Genomic DNA, 24797 nt, shown 5'->3' with positions numbered 1-24797 from the left:
CTCGCGCGCTGCAGGTCGCTGACGCGACGGGATGACGGCCGGGAGGCTCGTGGCGGCACCGCCACGAGCCTCCCGGTCGGTTCCCGGTCGCGTCGGACGCATGCCGACACGCGCCCGCCAGCGGACCAGGACCGGCTGGACGGTTCGGACTAGCCTGGGCCGGGTGAGCAACGACGCACCACGACCCACCCGCACCGAGTCCGACTCCCTGGGCAGCCGAGAGGTCCCGGCCGACGCCTACTGGGGGATCAACACCCTCCGGGCGCTCGAGAACTTCCCCATCACGTCCGTCCCGATCGCGGTGTACCCGGACCTCATCGAGGCCCTCGCGACCGTCAAGCAGGCCGCGGCCCGCGCGAACAAGGCGATCGGGGTGCTCGACGGCGAGCGCGCCGACGCCATCGACGCAGCCGCGCAGGAGGTCCGCGACGGACGGCTCCGCGACCAGTTCGTGGTCGACGTCGTGCAGGGCGGCGCCGGGACGTCGACGAACATGAACACGAACGAGGTGCTCGCGAACCGCGCCCTCGAGCTGCTCGGGCGGGAGAAGGGCGACTACGCGTACCTGCACCCGATCGACCACGTGAACCGCAGCCAGTCGACGAACGACACCTACCCGACGAGCATCAAGCTGGCGATGATCCTCGGCGTGCGGCGGCTCAACGCCCAGCTCGAGGCGCTGTCCGACGCGTTCGCCGAGCGGGGGCGGGCCTTCGCGGACGTCCTGAAGATCGGACGGACGCAGCTCCAGGACGCCGTGCCGATGACGCTCGGTCAGGAGTTCACCGGGTTCTCGCACACCATCCAGGAGGACGTGCTCCTGCTGTCGAAGGTCATGCCGCTGCTCGCCGAGACGAACCTCGGCGCGACGGCGATCGGCACGGGCATCACCGCCGACCCGCTGTACCGCGACGAGGTCCGGCGGCAGCTGCAGATCGCGACCGACCTCGACGTCGTGACCGCGCCGGACCTCATCGAGGCGACGAGCGACGCCGGGGCGTTCATGACGCTGTCCGGCACGGTGAAGCGCAGCGCCGCGAAGCTCTCGAAGATCTGCAACGACCTGCGGCTCCTCGCGTCGGGGCCGCAGGCCGGCCTGGGCGAGATCACCCTCCCGGCACGCCAGGCCGGGTCGTCGATCATGCCGGGCAAGGTCAACCCGGTGATCCCCGAGGTGGTGAACCAGATCGCGTTCGCGGTCGTCGGGGCCGACACCACCGTCACGATGGCGGCCGAGGGCGGTCAGCTGCAGCTCAACGCGTTCGAGCCGATCATCGCGCACTCGATCATGCAGTCGTTGCAGTGGATGGCGAACGGCTGCGAGACCCTCCGCGTGCACTGCGTGACGGGCATCGAGGCGAACGAGGCGAAGCTCGCGGCGCAGGTGGACACGAACGTCGGTGTCGTGACCGCGCTGACGCCCTACATCGGGTACGCGGCGGCGGCGTCGATCGCGCACACGGCACTGACCACCTCGACGCCGATCGCGACCCTCGTCACCGCTGCCGGCCTCATGGAGGAGGACCAGGTGCAGCGGGTCCTGTCGCCCGCGCGCCTGTCGGGCATCGAGCTCGCGACGGGGGCGATCCCCGTCGTCACCGAGGAGATGCTGGACCAGGCCGCGCGGGAGCGCTGACGCGGCGGGGGTGCTGACGTCGGACCCCCGGTGCCGCTACGGCATCGGGGGTTCGCTCACCTGCACCTTGCCGGCGAGGTCGCGGAGGTGCGCTGCCTGCGCGGAGTCCTCCTCGTCGCGGGGGAGCTTCGCCGCCTCGACCCGGACGTGGTGTGCGGCTGCGATGTCGGCGTCCCGCCAGCGGGCCAGCACGAAGTTCCGCGTGACGTCGCGGAGGGGGAGCCGGATCGACTCGTCGGCCTCGATCCCGGCGAACAGCTGGCGCATCCGGATCACCTCGGAGTCGAGCTCCCCGCCGACCACGAGCACGAAGTTCGAGATGTACAGGTACACGAGCAGCAGGATCGCGCCGCCGAGCCACCCGTACGCGCGGTTGCCGGCGCCGATCGTCTCGACGTAGACGGCGAACCCGAACGTCGCGATCGCCCAGGTCACGATCGCGAACGCGGCACCGGCCGACACCCACCGGAGCTGCGGCGTCCGGACGTTCGGCGTCGCGTAGTAGAGCACCGCGACCATGACGACGAGGACCGCGGCGAGCACGGGCCACTTCGCCACGTTCCACAGGTCGTCCACCCAGACCGGCCAGCCCATCTGGTCGACGACGGCCGCGGCGATGGTCGGTGTGCCGAGCAGGATGAGGATCGCGATCGCCCCGCCGACCATGACGAGCAGGGTGACGAGGAGCATCATGCTGCGGAACTTCCAGATCCGCCGACCCTCCTCGACCTCGTACGCGGTGTTCATCGCCCGTCCGAACGCGGTCGCGTACCCGGACAGCGACCACAGCGTCAGGACCACGCCGGTCGCGAACCCGAGCCACGGGTTGTCGAGCGAGAGCAGTTGCCGGAGGGGCTCCTCGAGGTGCTGTGCGGTCTCCGGGCGCACGATGAACCCGAGGATCTGGATGATGTCCTCGAGCCCGTCGCCGGACCGGTCCACGATCGCCAGCGCCGACACGACCGCGAGCGCGGTCGGGAACACCGTGAGGGTCGCGAAGAACGTCAGCGACGCCGCCGCGTCGACGACGCGGTGCCGGATCACGGAGTGGTAGGTGCGCCGGACGACGGCTCGGACCCCGGTCCGCTGGATGGCGCGCGCATCACGGTCCGGCATGCGTACGAAACTACCCGGAATCGGACGGGAGGCGCGGTGCGGGCCCGCCACGCGCCTCCAGGCTGTCGGTGGTCGCCCTGGCGACCCGCTGCCGAGTCTCGGCCACGCGGACAGTTCCGCGATCCGCGAGGCTGGAACTGTCCGCGCGGCCGAGTCTCGTGGCGCGGCGGCCGCTAGTCCGCGTGCGGGTGCAGCGCGTCGTACCGGCGGAACGACGGCACGAGCCGGAGCAGCAGCGCGACGAGCCCGATGATGAGCACGCCTCCGATGATCGGCGGGTACGCGATGCCCGCCGCGACGACGAGGCCGGCGTAGAGGTCACCGACCCGCGGGCCGCCCGTGACGACGACGATGAAGATGCCCTGCAACCGCCCGCGCATCCCGTCGGGTGCCGCGGCCTGCAGGATCGTGTTCCGGAAGACCGAGCTGACGTTGTCGGCGCCGCCGGAGACCGCGAGGAAGAGCGCCGCCAGACCGAGGGCGGGCAGGATCCCGACGTCGAAGCGTTCGCCGGCGCGGCCGCCGAGCGCGTGCGCGACCGCGATCGTGATCCCGAACGCGGCGATCGCACCGCCGTACGCCGTGATCGCCCAACCGACCGCCTCGCCCTGGCGACGGACGTGGCCGAGCGGGCCCGAGAACACGCTCGACAGCAGCGCCCCGATCGCGTACGCGGCGGTGAGCGTCCCGACCGTGATCGATCCGCCGCCGATCACGAGCGCGCCGATCGCGGGGAAGAGCACCCGCGGCTGGCCGAAGGTCATCGCGACGATGTCGAGCACGAACGTCATCGTGATGTTCCGGGAGCGCTTCAGGAACCGCGCCCCCTCGATCAGCGAGCTCAGCCCGGGGCGGAGCGCGTCGTGCTCGGCCGCCATCCGCGGCAGCGTGAACACCCCGAGGAACGCGAACGTGAACAGGACGACGTCGATCGTGTACGTCGGGGCAAAACCGACGCTGGCGATGAGGACACCCGCGATCGCCGGACCCACCGTGACCTGGAACCCGGACGCGATGCCGCCGAGGGCGCTCGCCGCGGGCAGCAGGTCGGTGCCGACGAGTCGCGGCACGATCGCCGAGCGGGAGGCGTTGCTGACCGTCGCCGCGACGGCGTTCACGGTGGCGAGGACGTAGAGCAGCGCGACGCTGTGCAGGCCGAGCCAGGCGTGGGTGGCGATGAGGGCGACCGCGGCCCAGGCGACGACCGCCGACACGAGCGCCACGAGCCGACGGTCGAACGCGTCCGCGAGCATGCCGCCGTAGAGGCCCGCGACGATCATCGGCACGAGCGCGATCACGCCGACGAGCGCGACGGCGAAGGTGGAGTGGGTGATCTCGTACACCTCGAGGCCGACCGCGACGGTGGTCATCTGCGTGCCGATGCCGGCGATCGCCGTCCCGGCCCAGAGCCGAGCGAACGCGGGGGAGCGGCGGAGCGGGGTGAGGTCGGCGAGCAGGCGGCGGCGCGGGGCGGTGTCGGATCGTGTCACGGTGGAACCATTCTGCTGCCTCGAACGGGCTGCACGGCCAGGACCGCGCTCTCTGGTTGACTGGCGGGCATGACTGACCTCAACAGCAAGCCCGAGTTCGACGCACCCGAGGGTCCGGCCCCCACCGAGCTCGTGATCACCGACATCGTCGAGGGCTCCGGCGACGAGGCCACCGCGGGTTCGACCGTCAAGGTCCACTACGCCGGCGTCGAGTACGAGTCGGGCGAGGAGTTCGACAGCTCGTGGAACCGCGGCGAGCCGATCGACTTCCCGCTCGCGGCGCTCGTGCGCGGCTGGCAGGAGGGCATCCCCGGCATGAAGGTCGGCGGTCGCCGCAAGCTCGTCGTCCCGCCGGAGCTCGCCTACGGCCCCGCCGGTGGTGGACACTTCCTCTCCGGCAAGACCCTGATCTTCGTCATCGACCTGCTCGGGGTCCGCTGATGCAGGTCGGCGCCCCGACGATCGAGCTGAACGACGGCCACCGGTTCCCCGAGCTCGGTCTCGGCACCTACGGCCTGAACGGCGACGAGGGCACCGCGCAGGTGCAGGCGGCGATCGCGAGCGGCTACCGGCTGCTGGACACCGCCCTGAACTACGGCAACGAGGACGCCGTCGGTCGTGCCGTGCGCGAGTCCGGTGTCGACCGCGAGGACCTCGTGGTCACCACGAAGCTGCCGGGGCGCCACCACGGGTACGACGAGGCGCACCGGTCGATCGACGAGTCGCTCGCGAACCTCGGCCTCGACCACGTGGACCTGTACCTGATCCACTGGCCGAACCCGTCCGTCGACAAGTTCGTCGACACGTGGAAGGCCTTCGTGGACCTCCGTGACGCCGGCAAGGTGCGGTCGATCGGTGTCTCGAACTTCACGCCGGACCACCTGAAGCGCATCGTCGACGCCACCGGGGTGGCACCGGCGGTGAACCAGGTCGAGCTGCACCCGTACTTCCCCCAGGCCGAACTGCGGCGGGTGCACCAGGAGCTCGGCATCGTGACCGAGAGCTGGAGCCCGCTGGCGAAGCAGTCCGAGCTCATGAGCGAGCAGCCGGTCGTCGCCGCGGCCGAAGCCCACGGGGTCACGCCGGGCCAGGTCGTCCTGCGCTGGCACGTGCAACTCGGCGCCGTGCCGGTGCCGAAGTCCGGCGACCCCGACCGGCAGCGGCAGAACCTCGACGTCTTCGGCTTCGAGCTGACCGACGACGAGGTGCAGGCGATCTCCGCGCTCGAGCGGGGGCGCCTCTGGGACGGCGACCCGGACACGCACGAGGAGATGTAGCGCTGCGCGTCTGATGGACGGGAGGCGCGTGGCGGGTCCGCCACGCGCCTCCCGTCCGTCAGGGGCTCGCGACGCGACGTCTCCGGTGTCGGTCCTGCGGGACTACACTGGACACCCCTGTTTCCCGAAGGGTGGCGTGTGTCCGAACCGACCGAGATCGACCGCGAGCGTGGCTACGTCGACGGGCTGTTCGCCCGCCTCGACGAACTGACCGCCGAGGCCGAGCAGCGACTCGCCGAGACCCGCCGTCAGGCGGTCGGTGGGAACCACCAGAGCCGCAGCGAGCGCGATGCGTACGCCCGGCTGTACGAGGACACCATCGCGACGCTCGAACGGGTCGGCGACCGCCTCGTGTTCGGTCGGCTCGAGGTCTCCGAACCGGACAGCGACGAGGACGCGTTCCGGTACATCGGCCGGGTCGGTCTCCGCGACGACGACCACCGGCCGCTCCTGCTCGACTGGCGTGTCCCCGGCGCGAGCGCGTTCTACCAGGCGACCGCCGCGCACCCGATGGGCATGCGGGCGCGCCGGCACCTCACGCTCGACGGCCGGACCGTCGTCGGGGTCGAGGACGAGGTGTTCGACGCAGCCCTGTACGACGACGAACGCACGCACCTGCAGGGTGAGGGGGCGCTCCTCGCGGCCGTGACCGCCGAGCGCACCGGGCGCATGACCGACATCGTCGCCACGATCCAGGCCGAGCAGGACCGCATCATCCGCTCCCCGCTCGAGGGCGTGCTCATCGTGCAGGGCGGCCCCGGCACGGGCAAGACCGCGGTGGCGCTGCACCGGGCGGCGTACCTGCTGTACTCCTACCGCGAGCGCCTCCGCGGGTCGGGCGTGCTCATGGTCGGGCCGTCGTCGGCGTTCCTGACCTACATCGAGCAGGTGCTGCCGTCCCTCGGCGAGACCGGTGTCGTGATGGCGTCGCTCGGGTCGCTCTACCCGGGCGTGCGCGCCTCGACGCACGACCGTCGGGACGTCGCGGCCGTGAAGGGATCGGCGGAGATGGCGTCGCTGCTCCGCCGTGCCGTCCGCTCGCGGCAGGTCGTGCCGACCGAGCCCGTGACGCTCGACGTCGAGGGCGAGCGGCTCGTCGTCCCGCCGCAGCTCGTCGCCGACGCCATGAAGCGCGCGCAGGACCGCGGCAAGCCGCACAACGTCGCGCGGGTGACGTTCAACAAGATCGCCCTTGACGCGATGACCAGACTGCTCGCCGACCAGCTCCGCGAGCGCGGCACCACGGTGGACGAGGCCGACGAGAAGGTCCTCCGCGAGGACATCCGGTCCTCCTACGACGCCCGCGTCCTGCTCAACACCGCGTGGCTCCCGCTGCCCGCCGAGAAGTTCGTCGAGGACCTCTACGCCCGGCCGAACTGGCTGGCGTCCCTCACCCCGGACTGGACCCCGGAACGTCGGGCCCTGCTGCTCCGTCCCCGTGGTTCGGCGATGACGGTCGAGGACGTCCCGCTCCTCGACGAGGCCGCCGAGCTGCTCGGTCCCTTCGACCCCACCGGCGGCGCGGCGAAGCGTGCGGCGAAGGCGAGCCGCAACCGGGACATCGAGAACGCTCGTCAGGCCATCGAGAACATGGGCGTCGAGGGCATCGTCACCGCTGAACAGGTCGCCGGTTCCTTCGCCGAGGGCGGCGACCCGCGCACGACGGCCGAGCGTGCCGCCGAGGACCGCGAGTGGACCTACGGGCACATCGTGGTCGACGAGGCGCAGGAGCTCTCCCCGATGCAGTGGCGGGTGCTCGCTCGTCGGAACCCGCTGCGGTCCTTCACGATCGTCGGTGACATGGCGCAGGGCTCCTCGCCGGGCGCCGCCCGCACCTGGGACGACGTCGTCGGGGCGCTCGCCCGCCGTCGCCGTGGCCGGGTACCGCAGGTGCCGATCGAGCACCGCGTCGAGGAGCTCACGGTGAACTACCGCACGCCGCGGTCGATCGTGCGTGCAGCCGGGGAGTACGCGGCGTCCGCGGGGCTCGTCGTCACCCGGACCGAGGCCGTGCGCGACGGCGACCCGGTGCAGCGGGTGTCGGTGCCGCGGGCCGACGTGCTCGACACCGTCGCGTCGTTGGTCGACGGGGAACGCGAGTCGATCGGCAGCGGGACCATCGGCGTGATCGTGCCCGAGGCCGACGTCGACGCCGTGCGGCACCGGCTCGCCCGGACCGAAGCGGACGTCCGGTCGCTCGGGTCGCCGCGGCCGGGGTCGGTGACGGTGCTCACCGGGGCGGACGCGAAGGGCCTCGAGTTCGACGGGGTGCTCCTCGTGGACCCGGAGCGCGTCGGGGCGGATGCCGCTCGGGCGGCCGCCGCGGTGTACGTCGCGATGACCCGGCCGACACGGCGTCTGACGATCGTCGACGTGACCTGACGGGCGCACCGCCCCGCGCCCGCGTGCGCGCCCGCGTGCGCGTGCGCGCCCGCGTGCTGCGGCGCGCCGTGTGACGCCCGGCGCCCGCGCACGTGCTTCGCACAACCGAAGTCTCTTCGCATCGTGGTTTCGCGCGGTTCGGGATGCCCTTGGTTGTGCGCTGACGCACGTCGTCGGGGCGCCGCGTGGCGGGCTGGCGCCGTGCCACGACCTGCGCGCGCGTGCCGCGTGTGTGCACCGCGCAACCGAAGTCCTGTCGCACCGTGGTTGCGCGCGGTTCGGGATGCCTTTGGTTGTGCGCTGGCGCACATCGAGGGGAGGCGCGTGGCGGACCGGCGCCGTGCCTCCCGTCCGGCGCAGCACGACCCGCGTGCGCGTGCCGTGTGTGTGCGCCGCACAACCGAAGTCGTGTCGCACCGCCGTTGCGCGCGGTTCGGGATGACTGTGGTTGTGCACCGGTGCGCGCGGCCCGGGAGGCACGTGGCGGGCTGGTGCCGTGCCGCCGGTTGGTCCCGGCGCGTACCCTGCGTGCCGTGGCCGGCACCGGTCAGGCGGCGTCGCCCTCGTCCCGGACGCGTGCGACGAGGGACGCCCACGGCTCCTCGAGCCGGCTCCCCGGGATCGTCACGGTGCGCTGCTCGATCGTGATCGTCCACGTGAAGTCGTCGCGCACGCCCGGCGCCGGAGCCGGCACGTCGCGGGGGAGCGTGCCGACGAGGTCCGTCCACGCCGCTGGGTCACCGCATGCGTCGGTGTCGACGCGCCACCTCCGGGTGGTGCCGGCGAAGCCCCCGGTCCTCCGGACGTCGATGTGCATGCCCCGACCGTACGCCGGGCAGGGAGACGAGGTCAGCTCAGGACGCCGACGCCGCGCCACGCCTGCTGCACCGCGGCGTGCTCCCGTGACCCCGACCCGAACCGGGTGGCCGCCGCGTCGACCGTGACCGCCGCGAAGCCCGCGAAGTCGATCGACTCCGTCGTGGCGTCCGAGGTGAGGGCGTCCCACCAGACGGCCCCGGCGCCCTCCCAGGCGTTGCCGCCGATGGCCGTGGCTGCGAGGTAGAAGGCGTGGTTGGGGATGCCGGAGTTCGTGTGCACGCCCCCGTTGTCGTCGGTGGTCTCGAGGTAGTCCGCCATCGTCGCCGGTTGGGGGTCCTTCCCGAGCACCGGGTCGTCGTAGGCCGTACCCGGAGCCCGCATCGAGCGGAGGGCGACGCCGTGCACGCGCGGGGTGAAGAGCCCCTCGCCGATGAGCCACGAGGCCTGCTCGGCGGTCTGCCCGCGGGAGTACTGCAGCACGAGGGAGCCGAAGACATCGCTGATCGACTCGTTCAGCGCACCGGACTGCCCCTCGTACGTGAGGTCGGCCGTGTACTGCGTGACGCCGTGCGCGAGCTCGTGGCCGATCACGTCGACCGCGATCGTGAAGCGCTCGAACACTTCGCCGTCCCCGTCACCGAACACCATCCGGCTGCCGTCCCAGTAGGCGTTGTCGTAGTCCTGCCCGTGGTGCACGGTGGCGTCGAGCGGCAGTCCGGCGCCGTCGATGGAGACCCGGTCGAAGACCTCGAGCCAGAACGCGTGCGTGTCGCCGAGTCCGGTGTAGGCCTCGTCCACGGCGGGGTCTCCCGTCTCGGGCTCGCCTTCCCTCCGCACCACCGTGCCGGGCAGGGTCGTCGTGCCGTGCCCGTCCGAGATGGTCCGTTGCGGCGACCGGTCGACCGTGCCGCTCACACCCCGGGGTGCGTCGCGGTGCTCGTGCTTCGGCTGCTGCACGACCTCGAGCGACGCGAGGGCGGACCGCGCGGCGGAGGAGGCCCGGGGGAGGTCCGGCGCGTCGGCGACGGCTCGGAGGAGGTAGGGCGGGACGACGGAGCGGAAGCGCGCGGTCGGGGTCATGTCCCGATGCAACCACCGGGCACCGACACCGCGCCGTGAGGCTGCTCGTTCAGCCACGCTTCCGGTTCGCCACGAGATCGAGTGCGTACGACTCCCACCACTGCCCGGCCGCGGGACCGCCGTTGCAGGTCCCGTCGCTGAGTCCCGGCGTCTTCACCCAGAGCAGGGCGTCGAGTCGTGTGCTGCCCCGCGTGACGTGCGGTGTCTGCCCGAGTCCGGCTCCGGAGGGGTTGCACCAGGTCCCGCGCCACCCCTTCCCGTTGCGGGAGACGTCGATGACGAAGTGCGGGTCGTCGCCGATGCGGTCCGCGAGCTCGTCCGCGTAGGCGCGCTCCGTGTCCACGCGGTAGAAGTTCGAGACGTTCGTGAAGAACCCCTGGGTCCGGTCGACGCCCGCCCGCCGCAGCCAGGACGCCTGCTGGGCGACCGGGACGCGGTCCTCGTTGCCCCCGTCGAGGTACACGGTCAGGCCGTGCCCGCTCAGCGCGTCGACCGCCTTCCGCAGCAGGGGGAGCCGGGAGTCCCGGAGCCGCTCGCACACCGCGATCTGCGCGATCGAGTCGGGCTCGACGAGCACGACGGCGTGCGACCCGGACATCGCCCGTGCCGCGGCGCGGACCCAGGGCACGTACCCGGCCGTCGTGCTGCCGCCCTTCGAGTAGTGGCCGCAGTCGCGGTCCGGCACGTTGTACAGGACGAACACCGGGGTCCGGCCCTGCTGGCGCGCGCTCCGGACGACGTCGCGGACCGTGACGCGCGTGGCGGCGACCGAGTCGTCGGTCAGCCAGGTCGCGATCGGCTGGTCGGCGATGACGGCGATCTGCCGCGCGGTGGCGTCCTGGCCGGCTGCCCGCGCCGCTGCCTCCCGTCGGCCGGGTTGGTTCTCGGCGGACGGCTGGACCGCGAGACCTCCGGGGAACGCCTGAGCGGCGGTGCGTCGCTCGACGACCTGGCGCCCGTCGGGAGACCCGTCGCGGGGGAGCGTCACCACGAGCGCGAGAACGACGGCGGCGACCACGGCGGCGGCGACACCGATCCACGTCCACTGGTGCCCCGTCGACGACCGGTGCGGTGCACGCCGGCGGTTCCCCTGGTCCGTCATGGGCCCATGCTCCCAGGAGAACGGCGCCGGCGGGGAGCGGCTCGGGGCGTTCTGCCAGCGGTGGGCCAGGGGTTTCCCGACCAGGGTGCGTCAGACTCTCCGGATGCTCCGGAAACTCCTCCTCCTCGCCGTCACCGCAGCGTACGCCTGGGTGATCTGGCGGATGACCCTGACGCCGGAGGTCTTCACGGCGGCCCAGGGGTCGCTCGTGGAGCACGCGATCCGGTGGGCCCAGCGGATCACCGGCAGCGGTTGGCTCACGTACGACCGGACGGAGTTCCTCGCCAACATCGCGATGTTCGTCCCGGTCGGCATGCTCGCGGCGCTCTGGCTGCCCCGCCGTTGGTGGCTGCTCGGGGCGGTCGTCGCGGTCGGCCTCTCGATCGGCATCGAGCAGTACCAGGGCGCGTTCCTGCCGAACCGCGTGTCCGACCCCCGCGACGTGCTGTCGAACGGGCTCGGCGGTCTCCTCGGCGCGACGCTCGTCGGGCTGTTCCGCAGCCTGCTGCCCGCGCCTCGGCGTCGTCGCCTGCGTCCCCGCACGGTCTGAACTCCTGGTAGGCTTCTCCGGTTGCCGTCGAACGGCCGCGGACAAAGAGCGCTCGTGCATCAGGCACGGGCACCGCGCAACGACAGTTCTCGTTCAGAGGACAGGGAAGGGGATCATCCATGGCACTTGACGCGAAGGTCAAGCAGGAGATCATCGAAGAGTACGCGACCCACCCGGGCGACACCGGATCCCCCGAGGTCCAGGTCGCCGTTCTGACGCGTCGCATCAACGACCTGAACGAGCACCTCAAGGAGCACAAGCACGACCACCACTCGCGTCGTGGTCTGCTGCTCATGGTCGGTCAGCGTCGCCGCCTCCTCGGTTACCTCGCTGACGTGGACATCAACCGCTACCGTGCGCTCATCGAGCGCCTCGGCCTGCGCCGCTGAGTCCCACGCAGACACTGCTCGGCTGAACGCCCGGTCTTCCTCGGAAGGCCGGGCGTTCTCCGTACGCGGCCGGGAGGCCCGTGTGGACCCGCGCGGGAATGGTTGCGTCCGGCGATCGGTTCGGTACGATGTTCATGCAAACGCATCGAAAGTCGGGAACCATCATGACCACCATCGCCGTCGTCTCCGCCGGACTGTCCGACCCCAGCTCGACCCGCCTGCTCGCCGACCGCCTCGGGCGGGCCGCGGCCGAAGCACTGCTCGCGGACGGCACCACCGCCGCGGTCGAGCACGTCGAGCTCCGCCCGATCGCGCACGAGATCGTCGACGCGATGTTGACCGGTTTCGCCGCGCCGGCCCTCGCGAAGGCGATTGCCACGGTCGTCGAGGCGGAAGCGGTCGTGTTCGTCACGCCGGTCTTCACCGCCGGTGTCAGCGGGCTCGCCAAGTCGTTCCTCGACGTGATCGACAAGGACGCCCTCGCCGACATGCCCGTGCTCCTGGGCGCGACCGGCGGCACCGCGCGGCACTCGCTCGCGATCGACCACGCGCTCCGTCCGGTGTTCGCCTACCTCCGAGCCGCCGTCGTGCCGACCGGGGTGTTCGCCGCGACGGACGACTGGGGCACCGCGGGCGACGCCGCTGTGCTCGAGGGGCGCATCAGCCGCGCCGGCGCCGATCTCGCATGGGCGGTCCGGTCCTCCCGCCGGGTCCCGCAGCAGGCGGACGCCCTGCCCGCGACGCCGGACTTCGCCGCGATGCTCGGCGGCCTCGGGCACTGATCGCGCTCCTGCTCTTACCGTGCGCCCAGGGTTCGTCCGGCACGGGCGCAGTCGCTTCCCGGGTGCTCCATCGGCGGGCTCGCCAGCCTCGTACCGAGACGAGGAGGAACGATGGGCATCAACGGCAGGAAGTGGACGACGAGCTCGCTCGTGAGCCTGGGTGGGCTCGTGGTCGCGATGGTGACCGGCGCCGGCCTGTGGGTCGGGCACGAGCAGGGAACGACGAGCACCGACACGAGCACGAGCTCCGGCAGCAGCACGAGCAGCAGCAGCGGCAGCAGTGACAGCAGCAGCACGAGCGGCAGCAGTGACAGCAGCAGCACGAGCGGCAGCAGCTCGTCCGGTGTCACGCAGGGCAGCCAGAACTCGTCCTCCGACGCGACGACGACGGGCTCCTGATGCGCGCCGCCGCCGAGTGGGCGCTCTGGACCACCACCGCCCGGGTCGTCCTCGACCACCGCGACCGCCGACACCTCGCCGCCGCCGAAGCCTGCGTCCGCGAGGTCACCGACGCCGTCGACCGCGCCTGCAGCCGCTTCCGCGACGACTCCGAACTCGTCGCGCGCACCGCCGACCTCGAGCACGGCGCCGAGGTGTCGCCGCTCCTGGCGTCCCTCGTGCACCAGGCGCTGGACGCCGCGCGGCTCACCGACGGCGACGTCGACCCGACGCTCGGCAACCGCATGGTGACGCTCGGGTACGACGCGGCGTTCCACCAGCACGGCGACAGGCTCACCGACGACGCGGGAGTCACGGACCCGGCGGCCCTCGCGGCCGCCCTCGACACGCGTCCCGCCTGGCAGCGCATCCTGCTCAGCGGCACCTTCCTCCGGGTCCCGGCCGGCACCCGCCTCGACCTCGGCGCGACCGCGAAGGCCGCCGCCGCCGACATGGCGGCCGCGAGCATCACCGCGCGTCTCGGCATCGGAGCGCTCGTGTCGCTCGGCGGCGACGTCGCGACGGCGGGCCCCGACCCGTCCGGCGGCTGGCAGGTCCGGGTGCAGGATCTCGAGACGGATCCGCTCGACCACGTCCGCGTTGCGTCGGGGTGGTCGATCGCGACGTCGAGCACGCAGAAGCGGCGGTGGGAGCGGGACGGACACGCAATGCACCACATCCTCGACCCGCGGTGGGGGCTCCCCGCCGAGCCGGTCTGGCGGTCGGTGACGGTGGTCGCTCCCTCGTGCGTGACCGCGAACACGCTCTCGACCGCCGCGGTCGTCCGTGGTCGGCGTGCGCCGGAGATGCTCCGCGCCAGCGGTCACGCGGCACGGCTCGTCGGTGCGTCCGGCGAGGTGGTCCGGCTCGGTGGCTGGCCGGTCGAGGACGGACTGCAGCGTGCGGGTGCCGCAGGTCGCGCGGCCTGACACGTCGTACGGTGCGGCTACCAGGCGCGTCGTGCGCGGTCGTGCGCACGGCCGCGAACGGCCGCGCACCCGCTCGGCTGGAGCGAGCGGGGTCCCTTGACTGCGTCGGACGGCGCCCGCGCGGTGACCACGCGCCGGGCGGGAGGCCCGTGGCGGCGCCGCCTCGCGCCTCCAGGCTGGATGCGGGTTGCGTCAGGACACGTGGCGGCGCCGACCCGCGCCTCCCGTCCGGACACCGACCGCGCCGCGGCCCACGCGCGTCAGTACCAGTGCGGGTTGACGCTCATCTCGTGGTTCCAGGCGCCGCAGGGCGACCCGTAGGCGTCGTGGATGTACGCGAGACCCCAGTTGATCTGCGTGGCTGCGTTCGTCCGCCAGTCCGCGCCGGCGACCGCCATCTTGTCGGCGGGGAGCGCCTGCGGGATGCCGTACGCGCCACTCGACACGTTCAGGGCGTTCGCCCGCCAACCGGACTCCTGCGTCCACAGCGAGACCAGGCAGCTCATCTGGTCGGACCCCCAGCCGTAGGCGCCGATCGCGCTCCGGGCGTACGCCTGGGCACCCGCCGGGTCGACGACCACACCGCCGGTGCTCGGGTAGTTCGTCCCGGAGCCACCGCTCGTGCTGCCGCCCCCGTCGCTGCTCCCGCTCGCGCCGGGGCTGTCGTTGGCCGCAGCTGCCTGCTGTTCGCGCTGCCGCTCGGCCGCCTCCTCGCGCCGGCGCTGCTGCTCGGCCTTCTGCGCCGCGACCTGGAGGCCGAGCTGGTAGCCGCGCTCCTCCGACGCCGTGGTGTCCTGCAGGGACGCGAGCTGGGCGTAGAGCTCGTCGCTGCGCTGCTGGGTGTCGTCCACCGCGGCGTCCGCGGCTTCCTGCGCCGACTTCGCGTCGGCGGACTTCGCCTCGGCGGCGGACGCGAGGTCGGCCCGCTCGTCCTCGGCACGCTTCGCCTGCTCGTGCAGCGACGACGCCGTCCCGGCAGCGACGGACGCGTCGTCCATGACACCGGCCCACGTGGAGGAGAGCTGGTCGAGCGCACCGAGCTGGTAGAGCAGCTGGTCCGGGTCCTTCGTGGTCGCGATCCGGGTGGACATCTGGTCGGTCGCGCCGTCGCGGTACAGGTCGGCGGCGAGCTGCCCGGCGCGCTGCTGCGCCCGCTCCGCGGTCGCCGAGGCGCTGTCCGCCTGGGCCTGGAGGCTCGTGGCGGTCTGGGTGGCCGTCGCCAGCTCCGCATCGGCCCGGTCCGCCGCCTCGGAGGCGGTGATCGCGGCGGCGGACTTCGCGGCGGCGTCGGCCTGCACCTGCTGCAGTGCGGTCTGCACGCGGTCGACCTCGGCCTTCTTGGCCTGCTCGTTGCCCTTCGCACGCTGGACGTCCTGCCACGTCGGGTAGGTCGTCGCGCTCGCCGGGGCCGCGGTCACGAGGGGGGCGACGAGCACGCCCGCGACCACGGCGGCCACGACGAACCCTCGCCCGGAGAGGGGGAGGCGCATGCTCGGTACGCTAGCGGCCAGGTGCGGGTTCCTCGTGCGCCTCGCCCGCGGATCGCCTGAGGACTGGTAAAGTCCATCTCGTCCGGGGACCGTTCCTCGGCACGCGACCGGGATCGAACCCGGTCGTCACACAAACACTGCGCAGACCGGGCACGGAGCTGGTCATCGGTGGTGGCTCGCGGGCCGACAAGGTGTCCCGAGTGCTTCTACTGCTGGCCAGACATGCGTCCCGACACCTCGGCGCGCACGCACCGTCGTGTGCCGTCGCCGGGTCTGCCGAGAACACGTCAAGGAGGCACCCTTTTGGAGGGTCCCGAGATCAAGTTCGCCGAAGCCGTCATCGACAACGGCAAGTTCGGCAAGCGCGTCGTCCGGTTCGAGACCGGCCGACTCGCGCAGCAGGCGCAGGGCGCGGTCGCCGCGTACCTCGACGAGGAGACCATGCTCCTCTCGGCCACCAGCGCCGGCAAGCACCCGCGGGAGGGCTTCGACTTCTTCCCGCTGACCGTCGACGTCGAGGAGCGCTCGTACGCCGCGGGCAAGATCCCCGGCTCGTTCTTCCGTCGTGAAGGCCGCCCGAGCACCGAGGCGATCCTCGTCTGCCGCCTCATCGACCGGCCGCTGCGCCCGTCGTTCGTCGACGGCCTCCGCAACGAGGTCCAGATCGTCATCACCGTCCTGAGCATCGCGCCGGACGAGTTCTACGACGCGCTCGCGATCAACGCGGCGTCCGCGTCGACGCAGATCTCCGGTCTGCCGTTCTCCGGCCCGATCGCCGGTGTGCGCCTCGCGCTGATCGGCGACCAGTGGGTCGCGTTCCCGAAGGCGTCGCAGCTCGCCGAGGCCGTCTTCGACCTCACCGTCGCGGGTCGTGTCGTCACGGACGAGGCCGGCAACGAGGACGTCGCGATCATGATGGTCGAGGCCGAGGCCACCGAGCACAGCTGGGACCTCATCCAGGGCGGCGCGACCAAGCCCGACGAGGCGATCGTCGCGCAGGGCCTCGAGGCGGCGAAGCCGTTCCTCAAGGTCCTCGTCGAGGCGCAGGCGAAGATGGCCGCGCAGTCGGCCAAGGAGATCCAGGACTACCCGGTCTTCCCGCCCTACGCCCCCGAGGTCTACGACGCCGTCGAGGCGGTCGCCCTCGACGAGCTCAAGGACGTCTACCAGATCGCCGGCAAGCTCGAGCGTCAAGACAAGGACGACGCCCTGAAGGCCCGCGTGAAGGAGGCCGTCGCGGCCAAGGTCGAGGCCGGCGAGCTCCCCGAGAGCGCCAACGGCCAGGTCAGCGCCGCCTACAAGTCGGTCACGAAGAAGGTCGTCCGCGGCCGCATCCTGACCGAGCAGGTCCGCATGGACGGCCGTGGCCTCGCCGACATCCGTCCGCTCGACGCCGAGGTCGCCGTGATCCCGCGCGTCCACGGTTCGGCGATCTTCCAGCGCGGCGAGACGCAGATCCTCGGTGTCACCACGCTGAACATGCTCAAGATGGAGCAGCAGATCGACTCGCTGTCGCCCGTCACGAAGAAGCGCTACCTGCACCACTACAACTTCCCGCCCTACTCGACCGGTGAGACCGGCCGTGTGGGTTCGCCGAAGCGTCGCGAGATCGGGCACGGCTTCCTCGCCGAGCGCGCCCTCGTGCCGGTGCTGCCGTCGCGCGAGGAGTTCCCCTACGCCATCCGTCAGGTGTCCGAGGCCCTCGGCTCCAACGGTTCGACGTCGATGGGCTCCGTCTGCGCCTCGACCCTGTCGCTCCTCAACGCCGGTGTGCCGCTCAAGGCCCCGGTCGCGGGCATCGCGATGGGCCTCGTCTCCGACACCGTCGACGGCCAGACCCGCTACGCGGCGCTGACCGACATCCTCGGTGCCGAGGACGCCCTCGGCGACATGGACTTCAAGGTCGCCGGTACGTCGGACTTCGTCACGGCGATCCAGCTCGACACGAAGCTCGACGGCATCCCCTCGTCGGTCCTCGACGCCGCGCTCAAGCAGGCCAAGGAGGCGCGCTCCGCGATCCTCGGTGTGCTGAACGAGGCCATCGACGCCCCCGACGAGATGGCCGACACCGCTCCGCGCGTCATCTCGGTGCAGATCCCGGTCGACAAGATCGGCGAGCTGATCGGCCCGAAGGGCAAGACGATCAACGGGATCCAGGACGAGACCGGCGCCGACATCTCGATCGAGGACGACGGCACCGTGTACATCGGCGCCGTCGACGGTCCGTCGGCCGAGGCCGCCCGTGCCCAGGTCAACGCCATCGCGAACCCGACGAACCCGGAGATCGGGGACCAGTTCCTCGGCACGGTCGTCAAGATCGCGACGTTCGGTGCGTTCGTGTCGCTGCTCCCGGGCCGTGACGGTCTGCTCCACGTCTCCGAGGTCCGCAAGCTCGCCGGTGGCAAGCGTGTGGAGAACGTCGAGGACGTGCTCGGCGTGGGCCAGAAGATCCTGGTCGAGGTCACCAAGGTGGACGACCGCGGCAAGCTGTCGCTCGCGCCGGTGGTCGCCGACGAGGTGGACACCGAAGGCGGCAAGGGTCACGAGACCCACGCCGAGGCTCCGGCCGAGGGCTGATCCTCCCGCGTCCCGACGCACGAACGGCCGTCGCTCCTGACCGGAGCGGCGGCCGTTCGCCGTTCGTGGTGCAGCGCACCGGTGCGCCTGCCTGCCGAGTCTCGGCCCTGCGGACACCCTCGCGGAACGGACGCCACGAAACTGTCCGCGGAGCCGAGACTCGGGCGCGCACCGGCGGCCGGCGCACCGGCGGCCGGTGCGCCGCGCGCGATCAGGCGGCGGGGGTCTCCTGCGTGCCGACGAGCTGGGCGCGGCCGAGCAGGTGCTCGCGGAGCAGGAACCCGACGACCGCGGGCGTCGCGTCCGCCGGGGCCTCGAGGACGGGCACGTCCAGGGCGCTCAGCGTGAAGAAGTAGCGGTGAGCGCCGTGCCCGGCGGGCGGGGCCGCCCCGAGGAACGTGTCGGTGCCGTACTCGTTGCGCCGGCGGAGGGCCTCGGCGGGCAGCAGCGCGTCGTCCGTGCCGGCGCCGCGTCCGAGCGAGTGCGTGCCGGCGGGGATGTCGGTCACCGCCCAGTGCCAGAACCCCGAACCCGTCGGGGCGTCGGGGTCGTACACGGTCAGGACGTAGCTGCGGGTGCCCTCGGGCTCACCGGTCCACTCGAGTGCGGGGGAGCGGTCCTCGCCGCCGGCGTCCGAGCCGCGTGCCCAGCCGGGCAGCGCGCCGCCGTCGGTGAAGTCAGGGCTCGTGAGCTCGAAGGAGGGGACCTCGGGCAGCTTCCAGTTCGGGTCGTTCGTCATGCCGCCAGCAAACACCCGGGGCCTGACGGCGGCCGGGAGGAACGGTGCGAACCCGCACCGCGCCTCCCGTCCGCGCACCGGTTGCGTTCAGCGCGCGTGGCGCGTCACGCGGGCCCGGTCGCGCTGCCGGGGTTGCCGCTCGCGACGATCGGACCGTTCACGCCCTCGGGGAAGAACCCGCCCTTGTCGATCTGCACCGGCGTCAGGAAGACGACGTTCAGGACGCGTTCGGCCGTGCGTCCGTACGCGATCGAGTTCGCGTCCGTCGGCACGAGGTTCACCGCGCCGGACGAGGTCACGATGCCCTGGTCGTCGTCGGTCGGGCCGTCGAGGGAGTCGCGCGCGTCGGAGATCTTGCCCGCCGGCACCTGCAGCCCCTTCTCGTACAGCTTCGAGCGGATGATCCCGGCGTGGTAGGCCTCGACCGCCAGGATCCCCGCGGCAGCGCTCAGGTACGTCTTGTTCGTGATGAGCGGTGCTGCGCCCTTGTACGCGGTCACCCCCACGTCCTCGAACACGTAGGCACCGAGCAGGAATGCCTCCTCGCTCGCGAAGGGGTCGAACGTCCCGGTCGGCCCGACGAGGCCGGCGGCCCGCGCAGCAGCGGTGAAGGCGTTCGTGAAGTCGATCTTCGGACGGGAGACCTTCGCGCCGCCGAGCGCCGCCCGGAGGAACGCGACGTGCGCCCGTTCGTCGTTCGCGATCTCGGTGGCGATGCCCCGGATGGCCGCACTCTTGAACGGGACCTTGCTGCCGCCGATCACCGGGCCCTGGGGGTCGATGCCGGTGATCATGCTGTCGGTGAGCCCGTCGCCGAACACGGCGCGCAGGTAGAACTCCGCCTCGAGGTACTCGAGGTTGAGCGCGAAGTTGAGGATCGCGGCGTCCGAGACGGCACCGTCCTCCTCGGGGGACGCGGACGCACGGTCCGTGGTGAGAACCGACGAGCTGAGCGCGGCGATGCCGGCGGAGGCGCCGACGACCCCGGCTGCGGTGAAGAACCGTCGTCGGTCGAGCGCGTTCTCGGCGCTCCGGTCGACGGCGTTGCGGATGAAGGCGTTGTCGAACATCGATGTCCTCGAGACGTGCTGGCAGCACGGGACCCGGTCGACGCTGCAGGGAAACGGGTCGACCCGGCCACGATCGGCGGGATGGTCGATCGTGGCGTCACGGTACCCCCGGACGGGGGGCGCGACCAGGGGTGTGCGGAAAGCGGTCGGCGTGACGGACCGGGGCCGTGCCTCCAGGCCGGATCTGCGACAGCGCTGCGCCTGTGCGACAGCGACAGGAGCGGCGCCAGCGACAGCACCGCGCCGGCTGCTGGTCAGGCGGTGAGCACCCGCTCGACCACGCGCCCGAGCGCCGCGGTGGCGGCGATCGCGTCACCCGCGTACGCACCGGTCATCGCGCCGTCGCGCGCCAGCATCAACTCGTCCGCGCCGTCGCCGGCGAGCGGGTGTCCGGCGGCCTGCAGGAGCGAGGCGAGCCGGTCCGTGTACCAGTCGCGGTGCGTCGCGACGACCTCACGCACGGGGTCGCGTGGGTCGTGGTACTCCGCGGCGGCGTTGAGGAACGCGCAGCCGCGGAAGTCGACGTGGTCCACTTGCTCGGAGACGGCCGCGACCCAGGCTCGGATCGCGTCGGCAGGCGAGGCGGCCTCGGCGACGATGGCCTCGAACTTCGCGACCGCTGCGTCGTGCTGCGCGCGGATGTAGGCGAGGATCAGGTTGTCCTTCGACCCGTAGTGCTTGTAGAACGTCGCCTTCGTGACGCTGGCCTCGGAGATCAGGCGGTCGACGCCGACGTTCCGGATGCCCTCCTCGTAGAAGAGCCGCGTGGCGGTCTCGAGGATGCGGACCTTCGCGCCGCCGGTGCGGGGAGCCGGGGGGACGCTCGACCCGCCCGGCGACGCGAGGTCGTCGCTCGGACCCAGGAGACGCTGGACGGCCGGTTGGGGGGAATCGACCGTCACAGCGTGGCTCCTTGGGCTCATCGGCTCCGGGACCGATCGGGGGAACCGGTCACGCAGGACTGATGTCCCGAGCCACCGGATCGGAATCTAGGGGGGCTTTCGATCCGGTAGCAGAACGATAGCACAAGGAGGACAGACAGACGAGTCGGTCTGTCCTCAATTTCTGTACCCCAGTTCGAGGCACGTCGTGAACGGCGGTGAAACTGGGGGGAAGCCGGTCGACGGTCAGTAGGCTCGTCTCCGATGAGTCACCCTGTGCCGTTGCCACTGGAGGCCCCGGACACGTCGTTCCTGACGTCCGGAGGCGCCTTCGTCCGCCGCTCCGTCCTGCCCTCCGGCGTCCGCGTCCTCACCGAGGCGGTGCCGGGAGCTGCCTCGACGAGCATCGGGTTCTGGGTCGGGGTCGGTTCGCGCGACGAGCGCGAGGGGCAGTTCGGCTCCACGCACTTCCTCGAACACCTCCTCTTCAAGGGCACCGAGGGCCGCAGTGCGCTCGACATCGCGATCGCGTTCGACTCGGTCGGCGGCGAGCACAACGCCGCGACGGCCAAGGAGTACACGTGCTACTACGCACGGGTCCGGGACGCCGACGTCCCGATGGCCGTGCAGGTGATCGGTGACATGGTCACCGGGTCCGTCCTCGACCCCGAGGCCTTCGACATCGAGCGCGGCGTCATCCTCGAGGAACTCGCGATGGCGGCCGACGACCCCGCCGACGTCGCGGGTGAGGCCTTCTTCGCCGCGGCCTTCGACGGGCACCCCCTCGGACGGCCGATCGGGGGCACCCCGGACAGCATCCGCGCCGTGCAGCGCGACGAGGTCCTCGCCCACTACCGGGAGCACTACGCGCCGAACGGCATCGTCGTCACCGCCGCCGGCGCGGTGGACCACGATCGGTTCCGCGACCTCGTGGCCTCGGTGTTCCAGCACGCCGAACGGTCGGCACCGCTCGCGCGCCGGACGCCGCAGCCCGTCGCCGACCCCGCCGTGCCCAAGCTCTCCGTCGTGCACCGGCCGACCGAGCAGGTCAGCATGCTCCGGGGCTCGCAGGGGCTCGACCTCCGTGACGAACGCCGCCCCACGCTCAGCGTGCTCAACGCGGTGCTGGGCGGGGGCATGAGCTCCCGGCTGTTCCAGGAGGTCCGTGAGCGCCGCGGCCTCGCCTACGCGGTGTCGTCCTTCGCTCCGGCGTACCTCGACAACGGCGCCTTCGGTGTCTACGCGGGCTGCGCGCCGGACAACGTGCCCGGTGTCGTCGAGATCGTCGACCAGGAGTTCGCCCGGATGGTGTCGGACGGCATCTCGGACGACGAGCTCCGCCGCGCCAAGGGGCAGATCGAGGGGGCGCTCACCCTGTCGCTCGAGGACTCCGACGCGCGCATGACCCGACTCGGACGCTCCGAGCTCGGAACGGGGGAGTACACCGACCTCGCCACCGCGCTCGAGCGCGTCGACCGCGTGAGCCGCTCCGACGTCCAGGAGCTCGCAGCGGACCTGCTGACCCGGCCGATGATCACCTCGGTCGTCGGCGCCGTGCGCCAGGAGGACCTCGAGACGGCGATCAGCAACGGGGGTTGAGCATCGACATGTCGCACTACCTGTACTTGGTCCGGCACGGCGAACACCAGGACGCCGAGCACGGACTCCGCGACGGCAAGCTGTCCGAGCGTGGCAAGCGCCAGGCGACCCTCGTCGCCGACCGCCTCGGTGGCGTGCCGTTCGACGGCGTCTACCACTCGCCGCTCGAGGCCCCGAGCGAGACCGCGGCGTTCATCGCGCAGCGTCTGCCCTCGATCCAGCCCGAGCCGTCGACGCTCCTGTTCGACTGCATCCCCTCCGGACCGACCCCGGACATGCCGCACGCGTACCAGGGGTGGTACGGCGGCATCACGGAAGAGGAGATCGTCGCCGGTCAGGCCCAGATGGGCGATGCCGTCGCCGAGTGGTTCACCCCGGCTCGTGAGGACCGGCACGACCTCCTCATCACGCACAACGCCGTCATCGGCTGGTTCGTCCGGGAGGCCTTCCAGGCACCGGAGTGGCGCTGGATGGGCACCAACGTGGCGCACACCGCCCTCACGATCATCCGCATCCGCTCGGCGAAGCCCGCCGAGGTCGTCACGCTGAACGACCTGGCGCACCTGCCGGTCGAGTTCCGGACCGGGCTGCCGGTCGACCAGCCCGTCTGAGCACGGCTCCGTCGGGTCACGTCCGTCCGGCGCGGAACCGGCCTGGAGGCACGGCTCGGCTCAGACGACCGGCTTGCGGTACCAGGCGGTCGCGTTGGGGTTCTCGTTGAACGGCTCGGTGCGCTGGTAGCCGCGACTGCGGTACATCGCGCCGGCTGCCGCGAGCGAGTCGTTCGTGTCGAGCACGATGCTGGTCGCGCCGAGTGTCCCGGCCCGCTGCTCCAGGGCGTCCATGACCGCCGTCGCGACCCCGCGGCCGCGTCCGTCCGGCGCGACGAACACGTGCTTCACCTCGAAGCGGACGTCGACACGGTCGGCTGCGGTGTCACCGTCGTCGAGCACCCCGTCCGCGATGCGTCGCAGGCCGCCGCACCCGACCGGCACGCCGTCGTCGTACGCGACCACGAACACGCCGTTCGGCGGCACGAACTCCGCCGCCGGCGTCCGCTTCCGCGAGTACGTCCCCTGCGCGGTCGGGAACGTCCGCTCGCGCTCGTCGAGGTACGCGTCGAGCAGCGCGTCCACCTCGGGCAGGTCGGCCGGCACGGTCCTGACGTCGAGTGGCATGCCCCGATCCTAGGATGGGAGGCATGGTCACTCCCGTCGCCGTCGTCGGCGCCACCGGTCGGCTCGGGGCCCTCGTGGCCTCGGTGGTCGAGGAACTGCCGGACTTCGAGCTCGTCGCACGGCTCTCGTCGAAGGACGGCGCGCACGAGGCCCCGCCATCGGTGTTCCAGGGCTCGGAACTCGTCGTCGACGTGACCGTCCCGGCCCTCAGCCCGGCGATCGTCGAGAACGCGCTCGCCGGTGGTGCGAACGTGCTCGTCGGGACCTCGGGCTGGTCGCAGGACCGGCTCGCACGACTCCGCGCCGGACTCGAGGCCCGACCGGACCAGGGCGTCCTCGTCGTTCCGAACTTCTCGATCGGCTCGGTGCTCGGCACCCACCTCGCGACGATCGCCGCACCGTGGTTCCCCGCCGTCGAGATCGTCGAGACCCACCACGCCGGCAAGGTCGACTCGCCGTCCGGTACCGCCGTCCGCACCGCGGAGCTCATCGCCGACGCTCGCCGCGAGGTCGGCCCGGTCGACGCACCGCACGTCGACCAGCGCGCCCGCGGGCAGCAGGTCGCGAGTGTCCCGATCCACTCCCTCCGGCTGCCCGGGATCAAGGCCGTCCAGGACGTCCTGCTCAGCGGCCCCGGCGAGACCCTGACGATCCGGCACGACACGAACGACGACGTCGCGTACGTCGCGGGCATCCGGGCGGCACTGTCCGCGGTCGGGGCAGTGCGGGGTCTCACCGTGGGGCTCGGCAGCGTCCTCGGCATCGGCTGACGGCGGTCCCGTGCGTTCCGCTCTGCGTTCACCGTTCTGGGGCGCCGCGCTCATGGCGGTGCTCCTCGTGCTCTACATCGTGCTCGTCGGGCAGCGTGCCGTCGCCTTCATCGCGACCGGCGTCCCGGTCGGCATCGGCATCGGCGTGGCGCTGTTCGTCGTCGCGGTGATCGGCGCCCTCCTGTTGGTCCTGGAGCTCCGCTTCGGCTTCCGCATCACACGGCTCGGCGCTCGGCTCGAGGCCGAGGGGGGTGCCCCCGACGACGTCGTGGAGGTGCGCCCCTCAGGTCGGCCGACCCGCGAGGCCGCGGACGAGCTCTTCCCGCGCTACAAGGCGGCGGTCGAGCAGGACCCGTCGGACTGGCGCGGCTGGTACCGCCTCGGCGTCGTCTACGACGCCGCCGGTGACCGCAAGCGGGCGCGGGCCGCGATGCGCGAAGCGCTCACCAGGGCACGCGGATGATGGTCTGGAGGCTCCTGGCGGGCCCGCCCCGTGCCTCCAG

At 72.0% G+C, this 24797-nt stretch carries 24 protein-coding genes; 13 read left to right on the top strand and 11 right to left on the bottom strand.

Annotation, left to right across the window (positions count from 1 at the left end):
- The first annotated feature begins 163 nt into the window (after positions 1-163).
- Entirely contained in the window at positions 164-1636 is a 1473-nt protein-coding gene (locus tag NS184_RS05560) for an aspartate ammonia-lyase (RefSeq protein ID WP_058725140.1), read from the top strand.
- Between the two features lie 36 nt (positions 1637-1672).
- On the opposite strand, the gene NS184_RS05555 is transcribed toward NS184_RS05560, so the two are convergent.
- Entirely contained in the window at positions 1673-2752 is a 1080-nt protein-coding gene (locus tag NS184_RS05555; protein ID WP_058725139.1) for a YihY/virulence factor BrkB family protein, read from the bottom strand.
- Between the two features lie 173 nt (positions 2753-2925).
- Positions 2926-4242: an MFS transporter gene (locus tag NS184_RS05550; RefSeq protein WP_083513482.1), complete on the bottom strand. Its 1317-nt coding sequence runs from the start codon at positions 4240-4242 to the stop codon at positions 2926-2928.
- Between the two features lie 69 nt (positions 4243-4311).
- On the opposite strand from NS184_RS05550, the gene NS184_RS05545 reads away from it, so the two are divergent.
- The 3 genes from NS184_RS05545 (at position 4312) to NS184_RS05535 (ending at position 7901) form a co-directional block, all read left to right on the top strand.
- A complete protein-coding gene (locus NS184_RS05545; protein WP_022902133.1) occupies positions 4312-4683 on the top strand; it encodes an FKBP-type peptidyl-prolyl cis-trans isomerase in 372 nt (123 codons plus the stop codon).
- Positions 4683-5519, top strand: a complete 837-nt coding sequence (locus NS184_RS05540; protein WP_058725138.1) for an aldo/keto reductase — start codon at positions 4683-4685, stop codon at positions 5517-5519. Before NS184_RS05545 ends, NS184_RS05540 begins: the two co-directional genes overlap by 1 nt.
- 138 nt (positions 5520-5657) lie before the next feature.
- Positions 5658-7901 (top strand): HelD family protein, encoded by a 2244-nt coding sequence (locus NS184_RS05535; RefSeq protein ID WP_058725137.1) that lies wholly within the window; start codon positions 5658-5660, stop codon positions 7899-7901.
- A 547-nt stretch (positions 7902-8448) separates the two neighbouring features.
- On the opposite strand, the gene NS184_RS05530 is transcribed toward NS184_RS05535, so the two are convergent.
- The 3 genes from NS184_RS05530 to NS184_RS05520 are packed head-to-tail and all read right to left on the bottom strand — an operon-like array spanning position 8449 to position 10902.
- Positions 8449-8718, bottom strand: coding sequence for a protealysin inhibitor emfourin (locus NS184_RS05530; protein ID WP_058725136.1), 270 nt, complete (start codon positions 8716-8718; stop codon positions 8449-8451).
- 32 nt (positions 8719-8750) lie between these two features.
- Positions 8751-9800: a M4 family metallopeptidase gene (locus tag NS184_RS05525; protein WP_058725135.1), complete on the bottom strand. Its 1050-nt coding sequence runs from the start codon at positions 9798-9800 to the stop codon at positions 8751-8753.
- A 49-nt stretch (positions 9801-9849) separates the two neighbouring features.
- Positions 9850-10902, bottom strand: coding sequence for a glycoside hydrolase family 6 protein (locus NS184_RS05520; RefSeq protein WP_058725134.1), 1053 nt, complete (start codon positions 10900-10902; stop codon positions 9850-9852).
- A 103-nt stretch (positions 10903-11005) separates the two neighbouring features.
- Here NS184_RS05520 and NS184_RS05515 point away from each other — a divergent pair, with 103 nt between their 5' ends.
- From NS184_RS05515 to NS184_RS05505, 3 genes are all read left to right on the top strand, one after another.
- Positions 11006-11452: a VanZ family protein gene (locus tag NS184_RS05515; protein ID WP_058725133.1), complete on the top strand. Its 447-nt coding sequence runs from the start codon at positions 11006-11008 to the stop codon at positions 11450-11452.
- Positions 11453-11571: 119 nt separating this feature from the next.
- Entirely contained in the window at positions 11572-11841 is a 270-nt protein-coding gene (gene rpsO, locus NS184_RS05510) for a 30S ribosomal protein S15 (protein ID WP_058725132.1), read from the top strand.
- 164 nt (positions 11842-12005) lie between these two features.
- Positions 12006-12623, top strand: coding sequence for a CE1759 family FMN reductase (locus NS184_RS05505; RefSeq protein WP_058725131.1), 618 nt, complete (start codon positions 12006-12008; stop codon positions 12621-12623).
- 14 nt (positions 12624-12637) lie between these two features.
- Here the strand turns inward: NS184_RS05505 and NS184_RS18230 are convergent, their stop codons facing one another.
- Complete coding sequence (locus NS184_RS18230; RefSeq protein ID WP_193750401.1) at positions 12638-12973, bottom strand: hypothetical protein; 336 nt, start codon at positions 12971-12973, stop codon at positions 12638-12640.
- 48 nt (positions 12974-13021) lie between these two features.
- Here NS184_RS18230 and NS184_RS05495 point away from each other — a divergent pair, with 48 nt between their 5' ends.
- On the top strand, positions 13022-13990 hold the full coding sequence (locus tag NS184_RS05495; protein ID WP_058725129.1) for an FAD:protein FMN transferase: 969 nt from the start codon (positions 13022-13024) through the stop codon (positions 13988-13990).
- A gap of 260 nt (positions 13991-14250) precedes the next feature.
- Here NS184_RS05495 and NS184_RS05490 read toward each other — a convergent pair whose 3' ends face one another.
- Complete coding sequence (locus NS184_RS05490; protein WP_058725128.1) at positions 14251-15480, bottom strand: hypothetical protein; 1230 nt, start codon at positions 15478-15480, stop codon at positions 14251-14253.
- 303 nt (positions 15481-15783) lie between these two features.
- Here NS184_RS05490 and NS184_RS05485 point away from each other — a divergent pair, with 303 nt between their 5' ends.
- Entirely contained in the window at positions 15784-18057 is a 2274-nt protein-coding gene (locus NS184_RS05485) for a polyribonucleotide nucleotidyltransferase (RefSeq protein WP_058725127.1), read from the top strand.
- Between the two features lie 211 nt (positions 18058-18268).
- On the opposite strand, the gene NS184_RS05480 is transcribed toward NS184_RS05485, so the two are convergent.
- The 3 genes from NS184_RS05480 to NS184_RS05470 all read right to left on the bottom strand — a co-directional run bounded on the left by NS184_RS05480 (position 18269) and on the right by NS184_RS05470 (position 20768).
- Positions 18269-18796 carry a YbhB/YbcL family Raf kinase inhibitor-like protein gene (locus tag NS184_RS05480; RefSeq protein ID WP_058725126.1) on the bottom strand — a complete coding sequence of 176 codons (528 nt, stop codon included), beginning with the start codon at positions 18794-18796 and terminating at the stop codon, positions 18269-18271.
- Positions 18797-18900: 104 nt separating this feature from the next.
- Positions 18901-19866 carry a ferritin-like domain-containing protein gene (locus tag NS184_RS05475; protein ID WP_058725125.1) on the bottom strand — a complete coding sequence of 322 codons (966 nt, stop codon included), beginning with the start codon at positions 19864-19866 and terminating at the stop codon, positions 18901-18903.
- Positions 19867-20120: 254 nt separating this feature from the next.
- Positions 20121-20768, bottom strand: coding sequence for a TetR/AcrR family transcriptional regulator (locus NS184_RS05470; protein WP_206556260.1), 648 nt, complete (start codon positions 20766-20768; stop codon positions 20121-20123).
- Positions 20769-21011: 243 nt separating this feature from the next.
- Between NS184_RS05470 and NS184_RS05465 the strand changes: the two genes are divergently transcribed.
- Positions 21012-22346, top strand: a complete 1335-nt coding sequence (locus NS184_RS05465; RefSeq protein ID WP_058725124.1) for a M16 family metallopeptidase — start codon at positions 21012-21014, stop codon at positions 22344-22346.
- Between the two features lie 8 nt (positions 22347-22354).
- On the top strand, positions 22355-22957 hold the full coding sequence (locus NS184_RS05460) for a histidine phosphatase family protein (RefSeq protein WP_058725153.1): 603 nt from the start codon (positions 22355-22357) through the stop codon (positions 22955-22957).
- 60 nt (positions 22958-23017) lie between these two features.
- Here the strand turns inward: NS184_RS05460 and NS184_RS05455 are convergent, their stop codons facing one another.
- Positions 23018-23524 (bottom strand): GNAT family N-acetyltransferase, encoded by a 507-nt coding sequence (locus NS184_RS05455; RefSeq protein WP_058725123.1) that lies wholly within the window; start codon positions 23522-23524, stop codon positions 23018-23020.
- 23 nt (positions 23525-23547) lie between these two features.
- Between NS184_RS05455 and NS184_RS05450 the strand changes: the two genes are divergently transcribed.
- Positions 23548-24294: a 4-hydroxy-tetrahydrodipicolinate reductase gene (locus tag NS184_RS05450; RefSeq protein ID WP_058725122.1), complete on the top strand. Its 747-nt coding sequence runs from the start codon at positions 23548-23550 to the stop codon at positions 24292-24294.
- Positions 24295-24304: 10 nt separating this feature from the next.
- Positions 24305-24757, top strand: coding sequence for a tetratricopeptide repeat protein (locus tag NS184_RS05445; RefSeq protein WP_430733538.1), 453 nt, complete (start codon positions 24305-24307; stop codon positions 24755-24757).
- Positions 24758-24797 lie beyond the last annotated feature (40 nt).

The sequence above is a fragment of the Curtobacterium luteum genome (assembly GCF_001475545.1).
In the GTDB taxonomy this organism is placed as follows: Bacteria; Actinomycetota; Actinomycetes; order Actinomycetales; family Microbacteriaceae; genus Curtobacterium; species Curtobacterium luteum_A.
The sequence above is the reverse complement of the archived record's forward strand: the minus strand, read 5'-3'. Positions and strand labels throughout refer to the sequence as shown.

Coding starts and splice junctions, on each gene's coding strand:
- NS184_RS05555 (WP_058725139.1), bottom strand. CDS start 2,752: ATGCCGGACCGTGATGCGCGCGCCATCCAGCGGACCGGGGTCCGAGCC.
- NS184_RS05545 (WP_022902133.1), top strand. CDS start 4,312: ATGACTGACCTCAACAGCAAGCCCGAGTTCGACGCACCCGAGGGTCCG.
- NS184_RS05540 (WP_058725138.1), top strand. CDS start 4,683: ATGCAGGTCGGCGCCCCGACGATCGAGCTGAACGACGGCCACCGGTTC.
- NS184_RS05530 (WP_058725136.1), bottom strand. CDS start 8,718: ATGCACATCGACGTCCGGAGGACCGGGGGCTTCGCCGGCACCACCCGG.
- NS184_RS05525 (WP_058725135.1), bottom strand. CDS start 9,800: ATGACCCCGACCGCGCGCTTCCGCTCCGTCGTCCCGCCCTACCTCCTC.
- NS184_RS05520 (WP_058725134.1), bottom strand. CDS start 10,902: ATGACGGACCAGGGGAACCGCCGGCGTGCACCGCACCGGTCGTCGACG.
- NS184_RS05515 (WP_058725133.1), top strand. CDS start 11,006: ATGCTCCGGAAACTCCTCCTCCTCGCCGTCACCGCAGCGTACGCCTGG.
- rpsO (WP_058725132.1), top strand. CDS start 11,572: ATGGCACTTGACGCGAAGGTCAAGCAGGAGATCATCGAAGAGTACGCG.
- NS184_RS05505 (WP_058725131.1), top strand. CDS start 12,006: ATGACCACCATCGCCGTCGTCTCCGCCGGACTGTCCGACCCCAGCTCG.
- NS184_RS05495 (WP_058725129.1), top strand. CDS start 13,022: ATGCGCGCCGCCGCCGAGTGGGCGCTCTGGACCACCACCGCCCGGGTC.
- NS184_RS05490 (WP_058725128.1), bottom strand. CDS start 15,480: ATGCGCCTCCCCCTCTCCGGGCGAGGGTTCGTCGTGGCCGCCGTGGTC.
- NS184_RS05480 (WP_058725126.1), bottom strand. CDS start 18,796: ATGACGAACGACCCGAACTGGAAGCTGCCCGAGGTCCCCTCCTTCGAG.
- NS184_RS05475 (WP_058725125.1), bottom strand. CDS start 19,866: ATGTTCGACAACGCCTTCATCCGCAACGCCGTCGACCGGAGCGCCGAG.
- NS184_RS05465 (WP_058725124.1), top strand. CDS start 21,012: ATGAGTCACCCTGTGCCGTTGCCACTGGAGGCCCCGGACACGTCGTTC.
- NS184_RS05460 (WP_058725153.1), top strand. CDS start 22,355: ATGTCGCACTACCTGTACTTGGTCCGGCACGGCGAACACCAGGACGCC.
- NS184_RS05455 (WP_058725123.1), bottom strand. CDS start 23,524: ATGCCACTCGACGTCAGGACCGTGCCGGCCGACCTGCCCGAGGTGGAC.
- NS184_RS05450 (WP_058725122.1), top strand. CDS start 23,548: ATGGTCACTCCCGTCGCCGTCGTCGGCGCCACCGGTCGGCTCGGGGCC.